This is a genomic window from Butyrivibrio sp. WCD2001 (assembly GCF_000424485.1).
Classification (GTDB): Bacteria; Bacillota; Clostridia; order Lachnospirales; family Lachnospiraceae; genus Butyrivibrio.
Genome location: NZ_KE384200.1, coordinates 94,665 through 119,617, shown reverse-complemented (window position 1 = coordinate 119,617; position 24,953 = coordinate 94,665). Strand labels below are relative to the sequence as shown.

The 24,953-nt window shown below is 45.0% G+C and carries 20 protein-coding genes; 2 read left to right on the top strand and 18 right to left on the bottom strand.

Annotation, left to right across the window (positions count from 1 at the left end; translation table 11 throughout):
• Positions 1-44: 44 nt before the first annotated feature.
• From G630_RS0118460 to G630_RS0118390, 15 genes are all read right to left on the bottom strand, one after another.
• Positions 45-1,082, bottom strand: coding sequence for an ABC transporter substrate-binding protein (locus tag G630_RS0118460; protein WP_026499423.1), 1,038 nt, complete (start codon positions 1,080-1,082; stop codon positions 45-47).
• On the bottom strand, positions 1,079-2,113 hold the full coding sequence (locus tag G630_RS0118455) for an ABC transporter permease subunit (protein ID WP_022760809.1): 1,035 nt from the start codon (positions 2,111-2,113) through the stop codon (positions 1,079-1,081). Before G630_RS0118455 ends, G630_RS0118460 begins: the two co-directional genes overlap by 4 nt.
• Positions 2,114-3,199 (bottom strand): ABC transporter permease, encoded by a 1,086-nt coding sequence (locus G630_RS0118450; RefSeq protein WP_026499422.1) that lies wholly within the window; start codon positions 3,197-3,199, stop codon positions 2,114-2,116.
• A 3-nt stretch (positions 3,200-3,202) separates the two neighbouring features.
• Positions 3,203-4,687, bottom strand: coding sequence for a sugar ABC transporter ATP-binding protein (locus G630_RS22835; protein ID WP_044959994.1), 1,485 nt, complete (start codon positions 4,685-4,687; stop codon positions 3,203-3,205).
• Between the two features lie 111 nt (positions 4,688-4,798).
• Entirely contained in the window at positions 4,799-5,902 is a 1,104-nt protein-coding gene (locus G630_RS0118440; protein ID WP_026499421.1) for an ABC transporter substrate-binding protein, read from the bottom strand.
• A 149-nt stretch (positions 5,903-6,051) separates the two neighbouring features.
• Positions 6,052-7,386, bottom strand: a complete 1,335-nt coding sequence (locus tag G630_RS0118435; RefSeq protein WP_044959890.1) for a sensor histidine kinase — start codon at positions 7,384-7,386, stop codon at positions 6,052-6,054.
• A 3-nt stretch (positions 7,387-7,389) separates the two neighbouring features.
• Positions 7,390-8,994, bottom strand: coding sequence for a response regulator transcription factor (locus tag G630_RS0118430; RefSeq protein WP_044927980.1), 1,605 nt, complete (start codon positions 8,992-8,994; stop codon positions 7,390-7,392).
• Positions 8,995-9,140: 146 nt separating this feature from the next.
• Positions 9,141-10,208: a butyrate kinase gene (gene buk / locus G630_RS0118425; protein WP_022760803.1), complete on the bottom strand. Its 1,068-nt coding sequence runs from the start codon at positions 10,206-10,208 to the stop codon at positions 9,141-9,143.
• A 71-nt stretch (positions 10,209-10,279) separates the two neighbouring features.
• Entirely contained in the window at positions 10,280-11,197 is a 918-nt protein-coding gene (gene ptb, locus G630_RS0118420) for a phosphate butyryltransferase (RefSeq protein ID WP_022760802.1), read from the bottom strand.
• Between the two features lie 114 nt (positions 11,198-11,311).
• The gene (locus tag G630_RS22830) at positions 11,312-11,971 is read right to left on the bottom strand and encodes an HD-GYP domain-containing protein (protein WP_022760801.1); all 660 of its coding nucleotides are present in this window, start codon (positions 11,969-11,971) and stop codon (positions 11,312-11,314) included.
• 71 nt (positions 11,972-12,042) lie between these two features.
• A complete protein-coding gene (locus tag G630_RS0118410) occupies positions 12,043-12,552 on the bottom strand; it encodes an acyl-CoA thioesterase (protein WP_022760800.1) in 510 nt (169 codons plus the stop codon).
• A gap of 107 nt (positions 12,553-12,659) precedes the next feature.
• Complete coding sequence (locus G630_RS0118405; protein WP_026499418.1) at positions 12,660-13,211, bottom strand: ANTAR domain-containing response regulator; 552 nt, start codon at positions 13,209-13,211, stop codon at positions 12,660-12,662.
• Positions 13,212-13,235: 24 nt separating this feature from the next.
• Positions 13,236-14,591 (bottom strand): type I glutamate--ammonia ligase, encoded by a 1,356-nt coding sequence (gene glnA, locus G630_RS0118400; protein WP_026499417.1) that lies wholly within the window; start codon positions 14,589-14,591, stop codon positions 13,236-13,238.
• 156 nt (positions 14,592-14,747) lie between these two features.
• Positions 14,748-17,519 carry a hypothetical protein gene (locus G630_RS0118395; RefSeq protein ID WP_026499416.1) on the bottom strand — a complete coding sequence of 924 codons (2,772 nt, stop codon included), beginning with the start codon at positions 17,517-17,519 and terminating at the stop codon, positions 14,748-14,750.
• Between the two features lie 89 nt (positions 17,520-17,608).
• Positions 17,609-18,286 (bottom strand): hypothetical protein, encoded by a 678-nt coding sequence (locus G630_RS0118390; protein ID WP_026499415.1) that lies wholly within the window; start codon positions 18,284-18,286, stop codon positions 17,609-17,611.
• A gap of 265 nt (positions 18,287-18,551) precedes the next feature.
• Here G630_RS0118390 and G630_RS0118385 point away from each other — a divergent pair, with 265 nt between their 5' ends.
• On the top strand, positions 18,552-19,079 hold the full coding sequence (locus G630_RS0118385) for a QueT transporter family protein (protein ID WP_026499414.1): 528 nt from the start codon (positions 18,552-18,554) through the stop codon (positions 19,077-19,079).
• 135 nt (positions 19,080-19,214) lie between these two features.
• On the opposite strand, the gene G630_RS23975 is transcribed toward G630_RS0118385, so the two are convergent.
• Positions 19,215-20,282, bottom strand: a complete 1,068-nt coding sequence (locus G630_RS23975; RefSeq protein WP_022760794.1) for a hypothetical protein — start codon at positions 20,280-20,282, stop codon at positions 19,215-19,217.
• A gap of 236 nt (positions 20,283-20,518) precedes the next feature.
• Between G630_RS23975 and G630_RS0118375 the strand changes: the two genes are divergently transcribed.
• Complete coding sequence (locus tag G630_RS0118375) at positions 20,519-22,456, top strand: PilZ domain-containing protein (RefSeq protein WP_026499413.1); 1,938 nt, start codon at positions 20,519-20,521, stop codon at positions 22,454-22,456.
• A 57-nt stretch (positions 22,457-22,513) separates the two neighbouring features.
• On the opposite strand, the gene G630_RS0118370 is transcribed toward G630_RS0118375, so the two are convergent.
• Together G630_RS0118370 and G630_RS0118365 are read right to left on the bottom strand one after the other, a co-directional pair.
• Positions 22,514-24,154 (bottom strand): sensor domain-containing diguanylate cyclase, encoded by a 1,641-nt coding sequence (locus G630_RS0118370; RefSeq protein ID WP_026499412.1) that lies wholly within the window; start codon positions 24,152-24,154, stop codon positions 22,514-22,516.
• A complete protein-coding gene (locus G630_RS0118365; protein WP_026499411.1) occupies positions 24,151-24,792 on the bottom strand; it encodes a hypothetical protein in 642 nt (213 codons plus the stop codon). Before G630_RS0118365 ends, G630_RS0118370 begins: the two co-directional genes overlap by 4 nt.
• Between the last annotated feature and the right edge of the window lie 161 nt (positions 24,793-24,953).

Here is a 24,953-nt window from a genome sequence, read left to right as displayed (position 1 = left end):
CAGCACTGCCAAAACAGGCTCCGTCATCCTTTGGGAACGCCCTCTCAGGGCTCCTCAACCGCATACTCTATGCCATCCACAGTAACACTCTTTACCGTGTTAAGAGAACTGAATATCTTCTCATCAACATAGTTGAAGGTTTCCGGAGTCTCTCCTTTGTCCAGAGCCTCAATAAGCGCCCGGACTCTGGGACCGTGGAGCGGGTTGCACTCTGCTATGCAGGATATCTTTCCTTCTCTGCAATATTCAAGGGACTTTTCATTCACGCCATCAAAAGAGACCACCATTACTTCTCCGTTTTTTATATTGGGTCCCACGCGTTTTCCTGCCGCTTCCAAGGCGTCTATTGCACCTATAGCCATATTGTCGTTCTCGCAGTAAACCACGTTGATGTTGTCATACCCCTTGAGCATTGCAGCCATGACTTCCCTGCCTTTATTTTCAGTAAAGTCACCGCTGACCTCTGTTATGAGATCCCAGCCGTTCTCCCTTGCTGCATTGGCCAGTCCCCTGGTTCTTCCGATCTGAGCGGTGGATCCCATCGTCCCCTGGATATTTACTATATGAAGCTCCTCAGGTGAGATGTTTCGTACTTCAGTTAATTTCCTTAGCCATTCGGTCATCTTCTTACTTTCAAGCTCGAAGTCCGAACCAACCCAGCAGGAAAAGAGTGTTTTATCTGCTACATCAACTCTTCTGTCCACTAGAATAACAGGTATTCCTGCGTCTCTGGCTTCCGTCAGAACTGATTCCCATCCTGTCTCTGTTGCGGGAGCAAGCACGATATAATCGACGCCCTGCTGAATAAACATCCTGACTGCAGTTATCTGGTTAGCCTGTTTTTGCTGTCCGTTTTTATATACAAGATTAAAACCGTTATCCCTGGTGAAGGCCTCCTGCATGGAGATTGTATTGGTATTTCTCCAGTCGGATTCCGCACCAAGCTGTGAAAATCCCACAGTTATGAGATCTTCTTCAACGGTTTCATCTGTGCTTTCTTCTTTAATGGCACTGCTCCCGCAGCCGGCTGCAAGAGCCGGCAGGAGGAGCAGTAAGGTAAGTAGTGTGGCAATCTTTTTCATGCTTTTAATGCTTTCTTTTTCTGAGCCATAACCACGCTCTGGATCAGAAGGAATATGCAGAGCATCGCTGCGATTGTGATACCGGTCCACCAAGCCTGGTCAAGACCTGCTGACGAAACGATGTTCTGAATTGTACTAAGTGAGAGCACTCCGAAAAGTGTTCCGATAATATTTCCTACACCACCGGTAAGCATTGTGCCACCGATGATTGATGATGCGATAGCGTTCATTTCCATACCCATCGCATGGCTGGCTGAACCTGAACCAACATGGAGGAAATAAACATAACCGCCGATACCTGCGAGAACGCTGCAGATCATGTGTGAAAGGAACTTTGTTCTCTTTACATTGATACCAAGCATAAGTGCGCTCTGCTTGTTGCCGCCCACTGCGTAAAAACTGCGGCCGAGTTTTGTCCAGCGAAGAGCAATAAACAAAACGGCTACAACTATCAGCGCAACGATTACACCGATTTCTACATAGGCAGGTACATAAATGCCCTTTTTGTTTGTGGTTCCCATTCCGGGAATAATAATTCTTGTAAGCTTAAGGGCTGTAAACTCCTCATCAGCAACATTGAAAGGAGCTGTGTTAACAATAGTTGTCATACCTCTTGCAAAGAACATACCTGCAAGGGAAACGATGAAAGGCTGGATATCAAGATAAGCTACAAGGAAGCCCTGAACTAAGCCGTAAGCAATACCGATGCCAAGAGCTATAAGTATTGATCCGATGATGCTTCCGTCGTGATAATCAAGATAAACCGCGCAGCACATGGAAACAAGAGCAACGACACCGCCGACTGAAATATCGATTCCGCCGGAGATCATAACCACGCTCATTCCGCATGCTGTAATAATGAGAGCCGCATTTGCATTCAGGATGTTAAAGAACATCTGGGGCTTTGTGAAAGCACCCCCCTGGAACACAATAGCTCCGATATACATAAGGAAGAAAATCACTATAGTAATAGTAAGGAGAAGAGAAGTATCATTCATCTTCCCGAATATGTTTTTCTTTGAACCGCTCATTCAGGCCACCTCCTTCTTCGCAGGTGCGACCTTCTTGGTAAGCTGCTTCATGTAATCTCTCACTGTCGGAGCAGAGAACACAACAAGTACGATAACGACTACTGCCTTGTATGCTGCAAGAGCATCCGACTGAACGTTGAATTTATAGAGAGTTGTTGTAAGGAACTGAATTACATATGCTCCCAAAATAGAAGCCCACATATTAAACTTACCGCCGGAAAGTGCATTTCCGCCAAGTGCAACCGCAAGGATTGCATCCATCTCTATGTCCTTTGCAATAACGGAATAATTGATGGTTGAAAGTCTGCTGACCTTGATAAGTGCTGCAACTGCCACGCAGAGTCCAAGAATAACAAAACTGAGGAACTTTATAAATGTAGGATTGATACCGTTGAGTCTTGAAGAATTCTCGTTGATACCAACTGCCTGGGTATAAAGACCGAGGTTTGTAAACTTAAGCACAAGTGCGATTACAATGATGCATGCAATAACAATGAAAACTGTTGTCGGAACCGGAATTCCGGGAATAAAACTTCCAAAGTATGCGAACTTGGGATCCGGAACAATAGGAAGCTCATTGTTGTTGATCCACGCTGCGATGGAGCGTCCGGCCGTAAACAGTATAAGCGTCGCTATCATGGGCTGAATCTTGAATACCGCAACCAACATTCCGTTAAAAGCTCCACAGAGCATTCCTACTACACAAGCTACAAGGAATGCAACAATGATCGGTGCCGCAAGCTCTGTAGGTCTTGAAGTACCGCCGCACAGAACTCTCAGCATAGCAGAACCAGCAATAGCGATTGTAGCGCCGACAGAAATATCCTGTCCGCCTGAAGCAGCTGTAACCAGTGTCATGCCTATAGCCAGAATACCAAGCTCTGAGCCGTAGTCCAGAATTGTTATAAGGTATCCGGAGAGAACCGGATTACCTGCATTGTTAGTTCCGAGAGTTATTTTGAAAAATCCCGGATCATTGATCAGGTTTATTACCGCCAGGAGAAGAAGTGCCAGGATCGGTATAAACAACTGATTTCCAACGAGCTTTTTGAAAAAGTTCTCATCTTTATTTGCTGTTTTACTCATATCTTACTTATCCCCCGCGATTGTACTCATTATCTTATTCTGTGTAAGGTCACCGCCACTGAGTTCCCCTACAACCTTTCTGTCTCTCATAACCACAAGTCTTGAGCAGGTTCTGAGCATCTCGTCTGTTTCCGAAGAAATGAAAGTAACACTCATACCCTCTTTTGCAAGCTCAAGAACAAGCTTCTGAATATCAACCTTGGTTCCTACATCGATACCTCTCGTAGGCTCATCAAGAATAAGATACTCAGGATGCATAAGCAGCCATCTCGCAAGGATAACCTTCTGCTGATTTCCTCCGGAGAGAGACTTTATAGGTGTGTCTACCGAAGCTGTCTTTATGTTCAGCTTCTTTATGTACTCCTCAGCAAACGCATTTACCTGAGCCTTGCTGAAGGGCTTGAAAAATCCGGTAAGCACCTGAAGTGCCAGGATTATGTTTTCCTTAACAGACAGATCACCGATTATACCGTCACCTTTTCTGTCCTCAGGAAGGTAAGCGATTCCGTGCTTCATGGCATCGAGCGGCTTGCCGATCTTAACCTCTTTTCCGTGCATCTTTACAGTTCCGTTAAGAACTCTGTCTGCTCCAAAAATAGCTCTTACGCACTCACTTCTTCCGGAACCGAGAAGTCCGGTAAATCCGTTAACCTCGCCCTTTTTAATATAGAAATCAAAGGGCTTGATTCCTGCATTACTCTGAAGCTCCGATGCCTCAAATACACGTTCATCGGCATCCGCACCTTCATAGCTTCCGCCCTCTCCCTTAATATCCGAGAGGTCATCCATCTCTTTACCAAGCATCTTGGCAACGAGCTGAACTCTGGGCAGATCCTTGATCTCATATTCTCCGACAAGCTGACCGTCACGAAGAACCGTTATCTTGTCGCAAACTTCGTAAACCTGATCAAGGAAGTGGGTTACAAAAATGATACCTACGCCTCTGGCCTTAAGATCTCTCATGAGACCGAAAAGCTTTTCAACCTCCTGCTCATCAAGTGATGATGTCGGCTCATCGAGGATAAGCACCTTACAATCCATATCTACCGCCCTTGCAATTGCAACCATCTGCTGAACCGCGATGGAGCAGTTTGAAAGCTGCTGCTTTGCCTTGGCAGGTATTTCCAGTGACTGAAGAAGCTCGTCCGCCTCCTCATTCATTTTTTTCCAATTTGTTATCTTACCTTCTCCGCGCCCTATGAACATGTTCTCGGCAACAGTAAGATTAGGACAAAGTGTGATCTCCTGATACACTGTACTGATGCCATTTTTCTGGGCATCCTGGGGTGAGTGAATTGCTACTTCACCCTTTCCTTCAAGAGTGATGGTGCCTGCATCCTTACTGTAAACACCCGTGAGAACCTTTATCAGGGTTGATTTTCCTGCGCCGTTTTCTCCCATAAGCGCATGAATCTCACCTTTATTCAGAGAAAAGTCCACATTCTGCAAAGCCTTAACACCCGGGAAGGTTTTTACTATGCCTCGCATTTCCAAAACTCTGTTATCTTCCACTGACTTACCTCTTTCCTTTTTTTCTACTTACTCCATTTCAAAAGAAAGAGCGGTGCGGACATTCCGCACCGCTCAATAAATCAACTATTAGATTCCGTACTTGTCTACGTCATCCTGTGTAATTGTTGTAGCATCGAAGCCCTTCTCATCCATGATGATTGTCTTCTCTGAAAGTGTGCCGCCGCTCTCAAGAGTCTTGATGATCTCATCGATGTAACTAGCCTGGAAAGGATTGCACTGTCCGTCGTAGTTCCAGTTCTGAGCAAGAAGCTCTTCAAGTGCCCACTTGTTGCAGTCATAACCCATAACGATTACGTCTTTGCCAACGCCGTGAGAGATACCAGCTGCGTCAAGAGCTGCAACTGCACCCTTAGCCATATCGTCGTTCTCTGCATAGATTACGTTGAAAGGTGTGCCTGCATCGATAACTGACTGAACGATCTGCTGAGCTTTCTCTGCATTCCACTCAGCTGTCTGCTGTGTAACGAGGTTCCATGATGCCTCTGCGTCAACCTTGTCGCTAAGAGCTCCGGAACGTCCCTGCTGAGCTGCTGAGCCCATAACACCCTGAATGTGGATGATGTTGTACTCATCAAGTCCCTGACCTGCGAGCCACTCAACTGCCATCTCACCTTCCTTAGCCATATCAGAAACGATAGAAGCCTCATAGAGTGAAGGATCTGCATCGATTGTACGGTCGAAAAGAATAACCTTTACACCTGCTGCCTGTGCATCCTGAAGAACTGAATCCCAGCCTGCTGTGTCAGCTGCGGAAAGAAGAAGATAATCAACTTCGTCCTGGATAAAGCCCTGAGCTGCTGTGATCTGCTCATCATTCTTTAAGCTGTAAGCAAACTTAGCATCATAGCCGTTTGCCTCATTGAACATTGCCTTTAAGTCAGCATCGTTAGCTGTACGATAACCGGACTCGTTAGGATCGTTGTTGATGATACCAACCTTGATAAGGTCGCCAGATGCTGCTGTTGTCTCTTCAGCTGCGGGCTCTTCTGTAGTTGTCTCTTCAGCTGTTGTCTCTTCAGCTGCGGGCTCTTCTGTAGTTGTCTCTTCAGCTGCGGGAGTCTCTGTTGCTGCAGACTCTGCAGGAGCTTCCTGTTTTGCGCCGCCACCGCATGCAACAAGGCTAAGTGCCATTGCTGATGCCATTACCATTGACAATACTTTTCTTTTCATAACTTTTTTCCTCCTAAAAAAATATGAAAGTTAATAGCTGTGGGAACCCTTATGTCCCCGACAAGTATTATTCTAATTTTTTTAGTAAAAAAAGCCATTGAATAAAAAATGCATTGAAGTTGATTTTTTTATGTAAATTTTATTTAAGTTCATTTTTTTATGATTTCGGTTAAGATTTTCGGGAGGCGAATATTTACAATAGTCCCGACACCTTCCGTGGAATCAATTCCCACACCGTACTCATCACCAAACGACAGCCTGATTCTCTCATTTATATTGTAGAGACCGTAAATTGTATTATCCTCGGGCTTGTCACTTTTCAGATTTTCCCTGATCGATACAAGTCTCTCATCGGAGATGCCCATACCATCGTCCTTTACAGTGATCTGGATAAACTCACCCAGATCTCCGCCGGTAACTATTATCTTGCCGCCGCCTCGCCTGTTCTTAATTCCGTGATAGAGCGCATTTTCTACCACCGGCTGAATTGTGATCTTCGGAATCACATAGTCATAAATCGTCTCCGGAACATCTATCTCATACGAAAGGATATCCTGATACCTTATCTGCTGAATCTCAAGATAACTCCTGACGTGCTGCAGATCCTCCCTGATGGTAACAATTTCTTTACCTTTATTTAGTGAGCTTCTGAAAAAGTCGGAAAGACTTCCGACCATGCTCACAACCTGCTTCTGATTACCGGCCTCCGCGGACCATACAATAGCATCGAGCGTATTATACAAAAAGTGAGGATTTATCTGCGCCTGCAAAAGCTCAAACTCCGCTTTTCTCAGCTGCTTCTGCTCATTTTTTACCTGCTCCTCGATAGGCCTTGTAATCCACAAAGGCCCCCAGAAAGACATAACCATAATGAAGATAACGATAAATGCAAACAAACCGGTTGAGATTTTTACGATATCAAAATAGAACTGACTGGTCTCCTGCTGAGCCGTTTGAAGCTGTCTGTTTTCATAGTAGACGTACTCATTGATGGTTTCCTGCAAAAGCGACGTTACAATCTGGACATCATTCTCCCAGATCGTGATATTTGCCTCGTACCTGTCCTCGTAGTTCATATTATCTTCGATTCGATCAATATAAGTCTCGAGGTTGTTAAGGTATTTCTGTGCGCTCTCAAGACGCTTCCTGTTATCCTTGGTATCAGTGTAATCCTCGAGCCTCTCAACAACTTCCCTGGCATCGGACAAATACTCCGGTATCTTGGAATCCGCAAGCGCTACGTTTCCAACAATGAGCAAATAGGTCTCGTAATCAAAGTCCTCTTTGAAATCAAGACTGAATTCACTGGCCGCCACCACCGAACTTAGCATGTCTTTGTATCGCTCATTGATCGTCCACATATTATAAAAAGCGTACGCCATGAAAATGATGCTCGGAAGGAGCAGTATCACATATGAAATTCTTATCTGATTGGCCAGCTTGGATTTTCCGCTAACCGACCGTCTGCTCAATCCGTTTTCCATCAACTAATTCTCCTCCGTGCGATTACCGCCTCTGTACTGAGTAGGTGTAACCCCCTGAGTCTTTTTAAATAAATACGAAAAATAATGAGGATCCTTATATCCCACCATGAGCCCTATCTCGTTGCTCTTTTTGGATGTACTGCTGAGAAGCTCCTTCGCAGCATTCATACGATAGTCGGTGAGATATTTGATAAACGGCTGACCTGTCTGCTGCCTGAAAACTGCACTTAAATGATTAGGTGAAAAGTTAACGTGCGCGGCAAGTGTATTAAGCGACAGATCCTCCTCCGTGTAATGCTCCTCTATATAATTCATCACTTCGTTTACAACGTCGCGATAATGTCCCTTGTTATCATTTTCCCTTAAAGCCGCAGCATTTTTTACTATGCGGACCATATACTGCTGCGTCTTTCCCTCATCCGCAAGGACATCGGGAACCGGTATCTCCGGCTTCTCCTCACAGTGAAGCTCATTTTCCATAAAATCCGTAACACAGAAATAGACATCCATTGCTATATACTGACGAAGCAGCGTTGAACGAATCGCGCCTTTTCCCATTCCGTTAATGAACTCTTCGATGAAAAATTCAGCCTCTGTGGCGTCTCCTCTTCTGAGGAACTCTCTTATCAGCCTTCTGTCTATATGTCTTGGATCAATTTCCGACAAAACCACATCCTCCTGCTGGGGATGAAGCATGTCCTCCTGACCTATCAAAAAACCGTTGTCATCTGTCAAATACATGTGTGCGAAGGCTCTGCTGGCCCAGGAAAAAGATATCGGGATATCCGAAACTCGTCCTACGCACTGTCCAACACCTCCAAAATATTTTATATGATGGTACTTCTCGAAAAGCTTCTTCATTTTGAGCATGCTTTCTTCGATTTTCGCACCAATTGATTCATCGTCATCACCCTTGAACAAGAGTGCCGCACCCTCGATTCCAAGATCAAAGAAAATAGCACCTGCCTCTTCCGCAATGCCCCTTACACCCTTCTCAATTTCCACAACACTCTGGGAATACTCGTAGGCATCATGGCGGGTAGACCAAACCTTTAGACGAATCACGTTATATCTTATGGAAGTAAGGTCGAGTGAAAGCTTTTTAGCTCTGTCAAGAATCTCAGACAGCCCCTTGGTGCCTGCCACAAGATCTGCGAAAAGTTCCTGTCTGTCGTACTCAGTGCGCTCCAGCATTTCTTCTTCATAGCGCTTTTTCACTTCACGCTCACGGCGCTTTTCTCTTGTTTTCTCAGCAAGATTATCAATCTCTTTTAATAGATTTTCACCGCTTATGGGCTTACTAAGGTAGCTGGACACACCTATCCTTATAGCTTCCTGGGCAAACTGGAAATCTTCGTAACCCGTAAGAAGAATTATCTCTATCCAGGGAAACTGCTCCTTTATCATTCTGCTAAGAGTCAGCCCATCCATAAAGGGCATCTTGATATCTGTGATCACGATATCCGGCTGGAGTTTCTGAATCATGGGATAGGCCACTTCACCGTCTCCCGCTTCGCCGCAGAATTCGTAGCCATGTGCTTCCCAGTCTATATTATTTTTAATTCCTTCTCTGACGACAAACTCGTCTTCCACCAAAAAAACTTTCATGCTTCCTCCAAAAAATAGGAATTTCGGAGACATTTCCTATAAGATAAAAACCCTTCCAGGTGTGACACCCGGAAGGGTTAATTCACCCCTCTTCCGTCAGCTTCGCTGACACCTTCCCCCCCAGGGGAAGGCTATGAGGGCTCGTTTTACTCGTAGATCTTAGCCTTTTCCTCACCGTTCATAACGCGAAGGGCGCCCTGAGCAAGTGCAAGAAGCTCATCCTCTCCGGGATAAACAGTAACAGGTGCAATAAACTTAACCTTATCTGTCAATCTATCCATAAGTGTAGCATTGTATGCAATACCACCTGTGATGATGATCTGATCAACCTTACCGTCGAGAACAGCTGCTTCGGATCCGATGTTCTTAGCAAGCTGGAAAAGGAATGCATCGATAACGAGCTTTGCCTTCTCATTGCCCTCATCTCTCATCTTAACAACTTCTCTCATGTCGTTGGTGCCGAGCCATGCATTGAAGCCGCCGTTACCAACTGCCATCTTACGAACCTCTGCCTCAGAATATTTACCTGAGAAGCAAAGCTTGATAAGACCGCCTGTAGGAAGACCGCCTGCACGCTCAGGAGACATAGCTCCGTCACCGTCAAGAGCGTTGAATACATCGATGATCTGACCGTTCTTGTGAGCACCAACGGAAACACCACCGCCGAGGTGAACTACTACAAGATTGATATCCTCGTACTTTTTGCCGTTTTCCTTAGCAAATCTTCTGGCAACAGCCTTCTGATTCAGAGCATGGAAAATTGAAACTCTGGGGAGCTGAGGAAGACCTGAAACTCTTGCCTCATCGCAGAGCTCATCTACAACAACGGGATCTACTATATAGGAAGGAACACCGATCTCATCAGCGATCTCTTTTGCAAGAAGTCCGCCGAGATTAGATGCGTGTTCACCCTGAACGCCTGCCTTAAGATCCTTAAGGAGTGCATCGTTAACTTCATAAGTACCGCCCGGGATAGGCTTTACAAGACCGCCGCGGCCTACGATTACGTTAAAAGACTTAACATCAACATTTGACTCTTTAAGGAAATTGAGAATAAGTTCTTTTCTCCAGCCAAGCTGATCTGTGATGTGGTCATACTTTGCAATCTCTTCTGTGGGATGGCGAAGTGTCTCATCCATCTTAAGAGTCTCATCCTCGAAGATACCGAGCTTTGTTGATGTGGAACCGGGATTGATAATTAAACTTTTAATCATGGTTTTCTCTCCTTTATAATACCCCCTCATCCGTCTGCTTCGCAGACACCTCCCCCCAAGGGGAAGGCTAATTAGAGGTTCTTCTCTTCTGCTACTACTGCTGCAAGTGCGATAGAGTTGAGCTTAACCTCAACTGAATCGGAACGTGATGTAAGAATAACGGGAGCCTTGGTTCCTGTTAAGATGTTACCGTTTTTAACTGTTGCAAGACGAACGATTGTCTTGTAAGTAAGGTTACCTGCATGGATGTCAGGGAAAAGAAGAATATCAGCGTCGCCGACAATCTTACGATCCTTAGCACCTGCCTTGTGCTCTGCTGCAGAAGGATCAATTGCAAGGTCCATGGAAAGAGGTCCGTCAACGATGCAGTTCTTGATCTCGCCTGCCTCATTAAGACGTGTGAGCTCAGCTGCCTCAACTGTAACGGGCATCTTGTCGTTTACAACCTCAACTGCTGCAAGAGGAGCAACCTTAGGACAATCAACTCCGCAAGCACGTGCTACGTTAACTGTATACTCGATAATAACCTTTTTATCTTCAAGAGTCGGATAGGGCATGAAAGCAACGTCTGTAAGGAATAAAAGACGATCAATGCCTGGAATCTCAAATACACAAACATGAGAAAGAGGACGACCTGTACGAAGTCCAACCTCTTTATTCAGAACTGACTTAAGGAAGGTCTTGGAATCAAGCTGACCCTTCATGTAAATATCAGCTTTACCGTCATGAACAAGTGAAACTGCAGTTGTAGCTGCCTCTACTGTGTCCTTCACATCAATAATTTCGAACTGGGAAAGATCCATTCCCATACCTGCTGCGATCTTCTCGATCTCATCCTTATCGCCTACAAGGATTGCATCGGCAATGCCGCGCTCCTTAGCAAGCTTAACAGCCTCAAGAACAGGCTCATCCTGTGCGCATGCAACCGCAAGCTTCTTAGTGCTTGCTGTCTTTAACTTTGCAAGAATATCGTCGAAACTCTTACTCATTTGTGTTCCTCCTGATTGTTGAAAAAATAATAATTCTCTGCCATATAATAAAATAATGGCACATCGTTAAAATTTTACCACGATGTGCCACGCATTTCAATCTAACTGGCTTATTTACTCCATTCTTGAGAAGTATTCTTCTATAATATATGTAGGTACTTCGGAATTCATTACATAATTTTTGTCGTCGTCTATCATCTGAAGAAGAACATCGGCAATTTCGGGATCAAACTGGGTTCCCTTTCCATCCTCGATTTCCTGTCTTATCTTCTTCTGCTTCATAACGCAGGAATAATTTCTCTCTGAGCTCATTGCATCATAGGCATCCGCAACACCTATGATTCGCGCCTCCTCAGGAATTGCCATTCCTACGAGACCATCCGGATATCCGCTTCCGTCAAATCTCTCATGATGCCATCTTGCACCCACCGCAAGCCCCGGAATCTCTGTGATGTCCTGGAGGATCTTCGCACCTATCATTGGATGCTTTTTCATAAGGTCGTACTCTTCCTCCTGCAGCCCCTCCGGCTTAGCGGTTATGGAGTCGGGAACACCGATTTTACCTATATCATGAAGCAGTCCCATCTGATATATCTCGTACTGCTCCATGCGGCTTTTCCCCATGCGTCTTGCAATCTCCATCGAGTAAAGCGCAACTCTCTCAGAATGCTCTTTTGTATATCTTCCGTTTTCATCAGCAACCCTTGCAAGTGCATGCATAAGCTGATCCGTGATTCTCTTTTGCTGATGATATTTGATTTCAAAATTATCCATTTAATGACTTCCCTTGATTTTCTAATTCCCATCTAAAACAGTTATTAGATTTTAATACATCACAGGGAATTTTAAAAGCCCTCTTTTCTTCTTTGTGCACGAAGTTCAATCCTCTTCTCGGCACCCTGCCACTCAGCCCGCTCAGTTTCGGTGCGCACATTAAGACCGTAGGGAACTGTCGTCGGTCTTCCGTCCTCATCTACGCAAACCTCGGTGAGATATGCTCTGTTAACCACATGTCTCATACCGGTTCTGAGGTCCTCAACATAGGTATCCACGCGAACCTCCATAGAAGTGCGGCCTACGTGAGTAATTCTTCCTATAAGAACAACGATATCGTTAAGCTTGATCTCCTGTTTGAACTGCATGTTATCGATTGCAGCAGTAGTTACGGGTGTTCCTGCGTGCCGCAGTGCAACGGTTCCCGCCACCTGGTCGATCCAGCTCATAAGCTCTCCGCCAAAGAGTCTGTCGTAGCCGTTGATCTCATTGTACTGAACAACTCTGGTCCACTCAGTAACCGACTCCTCTACATTTTTACTTGCTATCTGGTGATCTACATGAAAAACACGATTATTCATAACAAGCCTCCGTATGTATAATATTCCCCTCATCCGTCAGCTTCGCTGACACCTTCCCCCAATGGGAAGGCTTTATAGTAAATATTATAACATAACTTGCTATGTGATTACTTAAGACTTAAAACCATTTCTGCGGTTTCAAGAAGAGATGTTCCGGAATCCATGGAACACTTCTGAAGATATTTGTGTGCTTCGGGCTCAGTCATGTTGTGGCGCTCCATAAGGATAGCCTTGGCGCTGTCGATAACCTTCTGGTCCTCGCTGCTCCTGAACCTGCGCTTGTCTTTTATTTTCTTGCGTCTAAGCTGCACGCCCTCGATCATCATCGTAAGGGTTGAATAGAGGTCATCCTTTTTCAGGGGAGTTGGCAGATAGACGATATTTTCATACGCGTGAAGTCCAAGTTCATCTGCTTTCGCAGGGCTTGCCACCAGAAGCATCTTGAAATACACAGACATATCCTCTGAAAGCTCGGTACACAGCATGTCACCAAGCCTTGAGCCGCAAATGACCACGCCGCTACCAAGGTTCTCCATTGCTGTGAGAACCTGAGCACCGGTCTGGCATACGTAAGCGATTTCAAAACCGCCACGCATCAATATGCTTTTGAAATTCTGCGCATCCGTCTGCTTTGCGAATGCAACGATGATGTTTTGCAAATTGGTACTTCCTTAAAAAGTTTATTACTGCTTATTCAAATATTCCCTGATTTCCCACTGGGTTACACAGGTGCGGAAGCTCTTCCACTCGCTGCGCTTGGCATCGAGATATCTGTTGAAAACAGCTTCTCCTAGTACCTTCTTTACAAATTTATCCTTCTGATAGCTTTCGATGGCTTCTCCGAGAGTCTCGGGAAGGGTGGAAAGCCTGGTTTTTCTGAGTTCCTCATCGGTCTTATTTTTCAGGTTGACCTTGAGCTCTGCAGGAGGTGTAAGTTCTTTCTTAATTCCATCCATACCTGCTGCCAGAATAAGCGCCAGCGCAAGGTAAGGATTGCAGGCAGCATCCGGGTTTCTGAGCTCAATTCTCGCATTCCTTCCTGTCATAGAAGGAATCCTGATGAGTGCGCTTCTGTTAGTTGAAGATGCTGACCATGACACATTGACCGGAGCGTCGTAGCCCGGCACAAGTCTCTTATATGAATTTACAAGTGGATTGGTAACAAGAGTCATTCCACAGATATGGTCAAGGACACCCGCAATAAAATGGTTGGCCATATCCGAAAGCTTTCCGTCCTTTCCGGCAAAAAGGTCGTTACCATCCTCATCCTCACAAAGGATATTGATATGCATACCGGAACCATTCACACCTTCCTTGGGCTTGGGCATAAAAGTGGCATAGAGTCCGTGACGCTTTGCGATGGTTTTGACCGCCATCTTGAAGGTCATGATCATATCTGCCATTCTTGCAGCATCATCCTCGGTGAAATCAATCTCATGCTGGGCAGGTGAAATTTCATGATGAGATGTCGTTATATTAAAATCGAGTTCCTCAAGGTTCATGATAATATCACGGCGCACATTCTCACCCTGATCTGCGGGAGCAAGGTCAAAATAGCCGGCATTCTCATGCGTTCTTGTCGTGGGCTGTCCCTCATCATCAAGGTCAAAAAGGAAGAACTCAAGCTCGGGATCTGCCTTGAAGATAAGTCCCATATCCTTAGCTTCATCAAGGACTCTCTTTAATATTGATCTTGAATCACCTGAAAAAGGCTTTCTGTCTGCGGTATAGACGTCGCAGAACATTCTGGCAACTTTTCCGCTCTGAGGTCTCCAGGGATAAATCTGGAAGCTGTCAAGATCGGGGTAGAGATACATATCGCTCTCAAGGTCTTCAAACTGGTCTCCTGCCAATCCCGTAAAGCCCTCTATTGCAGAACCGTCAAACATGCAGTCGTTGTTAAGTGCGCTCTCCAGCTGCCCGGCGGTTATCGCGATGTTCTTGGGCGTTCCGAAAATGTCGCAGAACTGAAGTCTGATAAAAGCAACATCCTCTTCCTTGACTATTCTAAAGATATCCTTCTTGGTTAGATTACCCATGTCGTCCTCTTTCTGCGCCTTGATATGCGGCGGCGCTGCCGCGTGTATATAAAACTAAAGGCAAAGACACTTATCCCACTGGAATGGCGCCTTTGCCTTTTGTCTACGATAACAGAAAACACAAGCTAACGTCAATCATTTTTGTACGTTTTATTTTCATCTGCGCTTCTTAGACAAAAACTTTGCAAGCTCTGTTTTGATGTTCTTACTGTTATAATGTTCTTCTCTCTTATCCGTCCCTATCGGAATCTCCTTATAAGCTCGGGGAAGAGTCACATTATCACCCTCGAAAGGATGAATGACTCCCGTCTCATCGCCGCAGATTATCGCGCCGTCGCAGAATGCCGAAAGTTCCAAAAGCTGTCCCTCACTGGGGTTTGCGCCGGCAAAGCCCGCAAGGCACATGCAGAATTTCTCCCTCACACCGCTGTAGGCAGCTGCCGTATTTATGGGCTTTTCATTGACAAAACTGTCCGCATATTTCTGCAAAACTCCCTCGCTCTCAGAAGGGTATTTCTTACTTTGTATTCCATAGGTTCCATAGGGATTAAGACTAAGGTGCTGTCCTTCTCCGTCAGTCAAAAGTCTTCCGGGACATATAGCAAGACCTCCCAGAACAGTCCTCGGAATTCCTATAAGTATTCCGGAGAGAGCTCCCTTTGCTCCCACAATACCTGCGGTCATCTGATGATTAAAGGATGCGATATTCTCATTTCCGGGAACCGATTTTCCGAAAACAGAAACCGGATAATCACCCACGATTCCGTTAAAGCTTCTCCTTATCACCGACACACCCGCACGATACTGCGGCGAAATCTGAAGCGGTGCGATCTCCTCCAAAAATGCCTCTCCCACACCCTCAAGACTGGGATAGGTAACATCCATATGAAGAAGAATTCCGTCAATACCTTTAAGCGCTGCAGTTTTTATAATCTGAAGTTCATACCTTCCGGGAGCTGATTCGCCGCCTGCGTGAACTGCTCCGGAAATCGTAACTCCCATGCCTTCTCCGGCAAGCTCGGCGTCCTTGATCTCTTCGCAGGTAAACTCGGAAACAGTTCCTCCGCTTTTCACAAAGGAAGAAAGAAACTGATTATCGCCGATTCTCTCATCATCGTAAAATACTTCGCGAATGTGACCCTTCGTAGCTCCCATGCCGCTTATCACAATCCTAAGTTTTTGATCCGGGCTTGATATAACATAGCTGTCGCGCTCACCACCTGAGGTAAGAGTCTTTGCTCTTGTTACCCCCTGTGCACTGTTTATCTCCGCGATACGATTAGCAACAGCCTGCCTCCTGCCATCATCGGGACTTGGCGGCGGTGCTGCTTTAAGTTTTCCCTGCGCCTCCAGAAGCCTCTTCATGGCACCCTCTGCATGGAAAACCGGATGATCCTCAGGTTTTAATTCAATAAGAGGCTTGTGCGGCTCCTTCGGAATATCCGAGCGATCGAAGTGATAGTATATCTTATATGTCCCTTGTGCCTCCGCGAACCGCATCACCACAAAGGCAGAATTAACATATCCATTCTCCTTGCTCATTTCTACAGCAGTATAGGATCTTATCTGACACTCATCACACTCCAGAACAAGTGTCCCGATTTTTGGACACTGCCCGCTGTCGATCAAAAGCTGAAAACTGACAACGCGCTGTCCCTTAGGATTCATAATGATGAAGGAATTCCTCTCCTCATCATCTTTTCTTCTTGAATAAAGATGCTTACCGATTGCACTGTTGTTGAGCCTTTGGCGGCCACTGGTTCGCATGGACATCTCTTTTTCGTTTATGGCTTTTCTCTCAATCTTCTGAATCTCGGCGGAGAGTCTGTCCATCTCGGCGAATCTGTCCTTGGCGGGAGCCGGCGAAAAGAGGCCAAATTCCGAAGCCGACAAAAGCTTTATCCTCTGTGCCAAAGTATCGGAAACTCTCTCATGGTCGTATACTCTGCTGCCCATACGGGCTCTTTCTATTCTGGTCCAGATAAGTCTGTCATAGGGAAGTTCACTGTAGGCAGAAAAGTCTCCACTTGTTCCTCCTGCCAAGTCTCCCGCAAAAGAAATCTCCGACACCGGAGCATGCTCCTTAAGATATCCTGTCGGTGTGTTATAGGCTATGTAATCAAATTTCCTCAGAGCTTTTATAAATCCGGAAAGTCCCTCTGTCCCCGATGACTTTCTGAAAATATTTCTGATCTCCATATCTTCCCACCAGGGACTTCTGACATCTGCTCCGACAAGAACAAAAACATCACCGTCTATCTCGCCCGATAACTGCTTATTATGCAGGGAATCAAGGAATTTTTTCAGTGATCCCTCCTCAAGAAAATCAGCGGGAGTATAGTAGGGAAGCACAGTTATTGAATTGTTCCCGTGTCTGTAGGTTGCGGGATTATATTTTACATAGGTATTTTTTCTAAGATCTTTAGTGACTGTGGAAAGCGCATTAGGCCCCACATTGCTGTTGCCAAGAAGCACAGCTTCGATTCCTGCTTTTTTAAGTCTTCCGATTATCGCAGGTGAAAACAAATCACCCTCCGGGCGAAGAACATTTGAAGTTTCTCCAAGCTCGTTTGATTTATAGTGAAGCGCAAAGCTCAGCTCTTTTCCGGTCATTCCCGCAAACAGTCCTGCGTGCTTCCCGGAAAAAAGAAGTTCATCTCCCCTTTCACGAAGCCTAGTCTTCACACCATCTATTACATCAGGTCCAAGCGAGGGCAAAATCCGCCCAAGCGTGTAATCGTTCTCAAAATCCCACGCTGCGCGCACCGGCTGTCCTTCATTATTTGCTTTTGCTAAAATATCGAGAATATCGCGAATCCGTGCAAGGTCACGCCCAAAGCCCCTGTCATCATTTGTATCACCGAGCCCTGCATGATAAAAATTCACATGAAAAAGAAATCCGAAATGGATCCTGTGATTCGTCCCCATAAAAAAATCCCCCAAGCAAGTATTATATGAAAATTATACTAGATTTTGGGGGAGTAGTAAAATGGGAAATAGCTGTTTTTTCTACAATATCATTCTGTTTTAAGTGTTTTGAACAGTTCCTCATAATCGAATCCGAACTCACTCCGAATAGTTTTGGGAACCGGATTCCCGGTCCTTTTCAAATAGTTTATGAACTCCTCCGGCGAATCAAACATTCGTAAATTGTCTCCAAGCTTTTCGGAAATATGCGGAACGAGCATGAAGCTGTAGAAATATTTCTCTGCTACCGAATCATTTAAAACAAAATAGATATAGCTGTATTTCTTAACGGATATCTCCGGCCAAATATCCCTGAAATCGCATATGGAATCAAATAAAATGGCATCAGTTGTCTCTTCGACTTCCTGATCGGCATAAGCATCCAGATCTATCGGATAGTCCCCTGCGAATTCATTGGTATCATTCACATAGATATAATACTTTGTGTTCGAAGCAGGATAAAAAGTCAGTCTCAGATCCTCAAATTCAGGGATATCATATTTTTTATTCGGATTACCCTTAAGAAAAATTTCCACATTGTTATCATAAGCCTGCCTGAATTCATCCAGATTGGGTTCTACAAAACTGGCATACAATGCCTCTACTATGTATTTCTTGCCCTCTAAATCAGATAATTCATGCGCAGCAATAAAACTCTGCAGCGCAGAATCATACTCATGCTTATCATATGCTTCAAATGCATTCTTAATGTATTCTTCCCGAGTCATATTGTCTCCAATCTTATCAAGCACCTTATATACATATTTTAATAGGTTTTCCGCGCTTTTGCAGACATCTTACTGTAATATAATAATTTTTTTATTCTTTTATAATACTTTCGCCTCTATTTTACCGTCGAAGGCACCCTTTTCCACTTGACATCTGTTAAATTACGCCTTATTCTATAATGCGCTACAAAGAAATACGAGTGTTAAATCCTTCCCACTCGAAATCGGTCGGTATTTTGACCACTAAACCCTAAAGGAGAGAAAAATGAAAAACAATAACGTATTATTTATCACTCAGGCAGCGATGATTGCTGCTATCTATGCTGTGTTAACGGCGATGATTCAGCCGTTCGACCTTGCAAGCGGTGCTATTCAGTTCCGCGTTTCCGAAGCACTTTGTGTACTTCCCTTTTTCACACCCGCTGCAGTACCCGGAGTTATAATTGGGTGCTTTATCAGTAACATTTTTGCAGGTGCAGGAGTGTGGGATATCGTTTTAGGTACATTTGCAACAGCTATTGCGGCTTTTGCTTCCTACAAGCTTAAGGATCACAGATTCCTTGTGACACTTCCTCCGGTTATTTCAAATATGGTAATCGTTCCTTTCATTCTTATTCTGTGCGGTGTGGTTCCCGCAACAGTGGCTTCATATTTGTTCACTGCATTTACAGTTGCTATCGGAGAGGTTCTTGCATGTGTTGTACTTGGATCCGTTCTTATCTCAGCACTTTTACCCGTAAGAAACGTTATCTTTGGAAAAGCAGCTGACTACAACAGCAATACTGCTGCTTGAAAGCATCGTAAAACATCAAACCAAAAGAAGGATACTTCAGCAAAATAAGGCTGGATATGATAAAAGGACACCTCAGAGGAAAAGGTGTCCTTTTATTTTTTATGGCTATATTATCGGCACAACCGAATCGCTTATCTAAGCAAGCTTTGCCAGATCGATCTGATGGACTGCTCCGGCTTCTCCCGTCGACTCTCTTAGGAAAATTCCGCTCGACTTAAACTGTGCATTCACTGCAAAATCCGAGCCTTGGGATGTGAACTTTGTTTCCGCATTTCCAAGGAAAATTGCTCCGACATCAGCTTCCTTAAGAGTCATAAGTGAGTCCTTTCCATCCTCACCTCTGCACCAGACTCTCAGTTTTTCATATATCGCATCGTTCTCATCAATCCAGCCGTTGTTATCACTGTCAAACTCCGAAAGTTCCATAAAGCCGTCACCGCTTTTTGCACCAAAGAGTTCGCTTCCGTCACCAATTACGCCATCACCGTTTCTGTCATATGCAAGGAATCCGCTTCCGGGGCCTATGCTCTTTACTTCATCCAAGGTTCCGTCACAGTCCAGATCAAATGTGAAGGTCTGATCCGAAATCTCCGTAACACCGCTTCCCACATTGATCACAAGCGGATCGATAAGCTGTGCAGGTCTGATCTGAGTGATACCAACCGCCTCCGTAAACTGCCTGGTCATGCTGATCCCTACCCCGAAGCTGATCTCTCTTCCGTCTTCGGTCCTGGCAATCCCCTGCGCTGAAAAGGCAGTATATTCTTCCTGCGTGTGGACATAAGTTGCAGTGGATACACTCATCCACTGATAGGATCCGCCGCCCATCCGGCTGCTCAGCTCCCTCATGTACTCCTGCATCTTGCTCCTTCCACCGCCTCCTGTCTGTCCGTAAAGAATCTGCATGATGTTCAGAAGTCTTTCCATTATCTGCATTCTTATGTTTTCTATCTCGGATACTTTCGAATAATTTGGGCTCTCACCTGTAATTGCAAAGCCACCGTCCGCATTGTAATTTGTAAACAATTCTTCTTTTTCACCCGAGAGTCTTGAAGCTTCCGACGACATCAAGGCTTTCTTAAATTCCGACGCCGTATCTCCAATCGTCTGTCCGGTCGTCAAAGCATTCTGCCTTGTAAAAGAGTAGTTTTCCGTGTACCTCCTTTCTGAAACAAGGTTGACTGTACTTCCCGTAATCCTCATAAGCACTACCTCCAAGCAATAACGCGCATCCTTGCTCTTGTGAATATGTTTTGCGCCGCTTTCGCGCTACAAAAAATAACCGGGCATACCTGTCGGTCTGCCCGGTTCATTATCCAAATAGCTCCGCTACTTTGGACTCAAAATATATTTCGGATTATTCTGATATTTCTTTAGAGTATTCTATTTACGAAGATTATATAGCGTTATAAAATATTTATATGAAACTAAGTGATGTGATGAAAGATTCAAAAATTAAAATTCATGCGACCATCAACGGGCACGGAATCCTTCTTATTACCAAGGCTGAAGTGGGTGTTCGGGATGGTCTTCTTGTGGACTCACTGACCTATTTTGATGAGGATCTTACATTCGCCGAGCCTTCCAAGGTTGTAGCCGTAAACAAAAGAGACGGACGTTCCTACGAGTTTACTTCAAGCCGCATCGGGCCTGTAGAGACGCGCTATGGCAAATTCCATCTGATCAGGTGTACTGAGGATGGTAAAATCATCAACCGCAGACAGGCTGAGCGCTACGATATCGACAGACTGGGCGTCATCAGAATCGGCGACAGCAAAGATATCAGAAACGCCCTCGTTTATGATATTTCCATGAAGGGCATCGCCTTTATCCTCGACACCAATACTACGGCCAAGGTCGGAGATCACATCATCGCATCCTTCCGATACGATCCCAATTATTTTCATTTCTATGCCTGTGAAGCGACAGTTGTCCGCGTTTTCACTTTGAACGGACAGCCCGCTGTCGGTTGCACTCTCGATGCTATGGGAGCCGACCTTGTAACTCTTATCAGCAGCAAGAAAAAAGAAAAACTCGGAATCGGTGTTGACGACATTCTCGGTATCGCAGATTCTCCCGATGAAAAAATCGCATCCGGTGACAAGATACCTGTTAATTATGTACCTCAGCTCGCAGTCTCTGAAGAATACGAGCGTCAAAAGCATGCAAATAAGTGGGAACTTCCCGAAAAGAAGAAAGAAGTCGCACCTGCGCCTGAGCCTCAGCCCGAACCTGAGGATGCAGAATATCTTACTCCGGAGGAGGCTGCCGATCTCATTCCCGAGAGAAGCGTGGAGGATATACTTCAGGCAAGAGCCGAGCGAGTCGCAGATATTGAAGACTTGACTGATATTCGCGACATCAGCGAAATAGTATCCGCTGAAGATCTCGCAGAACTTGCATCTATCGAGGACAGAACTCCGGGGAAGAAACAAGGCTCAAAGCCTGCTTCCAAGCGGCCTGCCACTACTGCAGAAGAAAATGCTCTGAGGGAAAAAACTTCAGGCGATACTGCTCCGGTAAAAGATGCCTATCAGGAAGAACTTGATTCCATAGAGGACAGAACTCCCCGAAAGGGTGCCGGAGTTAAGAATACAGTTTCCGGCAAAACAAGGAAAACCGATGCCGCTACGGCAAAGAAAAGTTCTGCTGAAACAGTAAAGAAAACAAAGAAAAAGCCTCTTCATGATCTCTCAGAACTTGATTACATGGAAGAGACTCCCGTCAGAGCAAAGAGAAGGCAGCTTGAAGAGCTAACGGCACTTGAGAGCTCCGCTTTCAAGCCATCCAAAAAAGCAAAAAAGGAAATCGACTTTATATCCTCAGTGGTAAGCAGTGAGGAAGGTCTTGCTGCGCGCCTTGCAAATAAGGCAGCTTCAGGGTCTGCAAAAAGGCCTGCACGTTCATCCGCTTCCGGCGGCAACACACGTCGTTCATCCGTTTCCGATGTACCTGCTGCAAAGAGACCCAAGGTCTCCTCTGCTCCTGTCGCACCGGCTGAACACCAGGCAAAATTTGTTGATGCCTACCAGAGTTCCATGGGTTCAGGCTCGAAATCCACAAGAACAAGTACTGACAGCGCCAAGGCTTCTTCAACAAAAACCACAGGTCGAAACTCGCTCAGAGAAAATCGAGAAACAAACTCTGCACCCAAGCGCCGCGGATATCTTGTAGAAAACCGTCAGGCTGACGAATCTGCAAAGAGACAACACGCCCATGATACCGGTTATTTCCCGGAGGACTACGACGGCTACTTCAATCAGAACGGCAACTCCGTCGATGAAGGCCTCTTCTCTCCAAACAAGAACGATGGCTTCTTAACTCCCGAACAAATCGCCGACATCATCGAACTCGAGCGAATAAGTAAGAACGAATAGTTCCGCCTCATCAGTCTGCCTTCGGCTGCTAGCTTCCCCTCAAGGGGAAGCCTTTTTTTACCCCATCTCGGCGAGTTTCATCTTTTGTTTGGCAACATACATGCGGGCGTCTGCGCGCTTGAAAACCGATTCCACATTCGCGTCGGTCTCGGGATCGTACTTCACCATACCTTTTGCGATATTGATCTTCTCCCACTCATTTACAGTCTCTAAATTGTGGCGCTCAGCCTCCACATCAAAATCACGAAGAAGCTTGTAGCAATTATCGTAGTCATCTCCCTGAAGAATTACAACAAACTCATCTCCGCCAATTCTGAAAACAGGACTTCCCTTGAAAATCCTACAGGTAAGACGGCAGGCATTCTGAAGATAAATATTGCCCCTCTCGTGACCGTAAGTATCATTTATCTTCTTAAGATTGTTTGCATCAAAAACAACTATACCGTATTCCTTCTCACCGCCCTGTGAATCCAGCTTGGATGCGGCATCATCATATGCCGTCTTGTTCTTTACGCCCGTCAGAGAATCGTGATAAGCAAGTGAATTCAGATCGTCGATGTGATGCTTCAAGTGATGAACCATCTTCTCCATGGCATGAACAAGATCTCCTACCTCATCGCTGGTCTCTTTAGGGAAAGTCACCTCGAGTTTACCATCATTGATCTCTCTTGCAACCTGAGCAAGAGTCTTAAGAGGCCCTGTAATCCTGCGGCTAACCATAATAGTAAGGAACAGGAATGTGAACAGAACGATGATCGTTGATATAATAACTCTTCTTGTAAGGTTATTACTCATCGCGAGTATCTCACTTCGAGGCGCTGTTATGATAAGTCTCATTCCATTAACAAGACTGCTGTAGGAGAGCAGTTTTCTCATATCTCCGAGATAATAATCAACCGGCTCATCTCCGCTGCTCTCGGCTTCAAAAGACATAATACCTCTAAGGTTCATCTCTTCCATAACAGTTCCGGGATCAAAATTGGGATTGTAATATACATCACCCTTATCATTTGCAAGGCATGCATATCCGGTATCATAGCACTTGATAGCCTTAACGGTATCAACAAGAGTATAATAATCTATATCCATTCCGGCTATACCGACAAGCACACCGTTTTCATACAAAGGAACAACATAGGATATAAGATCCTTGTCGATATTCTCATTATGATAAGGTTCAAGCCATGTGGGTACTCCGTTTTCAACCGGTATGTACCACCAGTTTACACGGCCCATATCGTCCTCATCGTAAGCCTTGATATCTGTAGGCTCGGTCATCTCAAATTCATCATCAAGGGAATCTCTTCTGTAAAAGAGTCCGCTCGTAGGCGGCATGATATCAGGATTATACCTGACATAATAAGAAACTATTCCCGGAACGTTCTCCGCGATATTAGAAAAAAGATTGGACAGCTGAACAGTGTAGCTGTCTCTGTATGCCTGATCTCCGGCAAGTTTTTCGACTGAAAAAAGGCGTTCAACCGCATAATCAGCCAGGATATTAACAGCCTCCTCCGTATTTAAGAGGACTCTGTTAATTGTATCTGCCTCCTTTTCACAGGTAAGATGCAGAATTTGAGCCGAATTGTACTCACCCGCTTGTCGCAAAGTGAAAATTGCGGTTCCGCCTACAATAAGAGCTACCATAAGAATTGCTATAGTTGTAAGAAGCGTGATTTTTTCCTGAATAGATTTCATTTTTCCCTCATTTTGTTACTGTCTCTTATAAAGACAATAAAAACTGCCAGCATTATCAGTATCAAGAAAATATACATAACCAATTCAAGTGAATAAGAATTCATAAATTCGTAAGGCGAATCTGCCTTTGCTGCATCCTCGTCCTCGATTTCAACAATCTCTTCATCCTCTGAGACGACAGACTCGCTCTCTTCGGATTCTGCTTCATCTTCCTCAGCATCTCTCTTAGCGCCGAGAACCGCTTTCTTCTCGCTGATTCTGAGGGTCCCAGGTCTAAGCTCAACATTGACGAATTTCTCGGTCACGTTAAGTCCGCTCGGATCGAATATAGCATAATCAGTAACTATGTTGTTGTTCTCCTGATTTTCCTCAGGATAAGTAATGCTCCCTTCTGCGACTGCTTTGTAGGTATATCCCGGTGGAAGCCCCTGTGCCGTGACATCAATCTGTTCCGTAAGCGGAGTTCCGTCAAAAAGCTTCTCCGCACTCGGAGCCGTAAAGATCACCTTATTATTGTAAACACCCTGAAACTGAGCATTTCCCTTCAGTCCGCAGAATGGGGACTGAATAAGCACGCAGAGAACAATGCAGACTCTCAAATACGTGGATATCCTGCTTCCCAGACTGTATTTTTTCATCTCCCCATCACCTTTCGCTCCTAGTCAGAGCAATTATGACATAATGTTACAAATATTATTATAACAGTCTTTTTTCAACAAAAACTACGAAATATGAACTGTTCTGTTCATAATTCGTACTTGACAAATCTAATAATTGTGATATTAGTTGTCAAAATCGT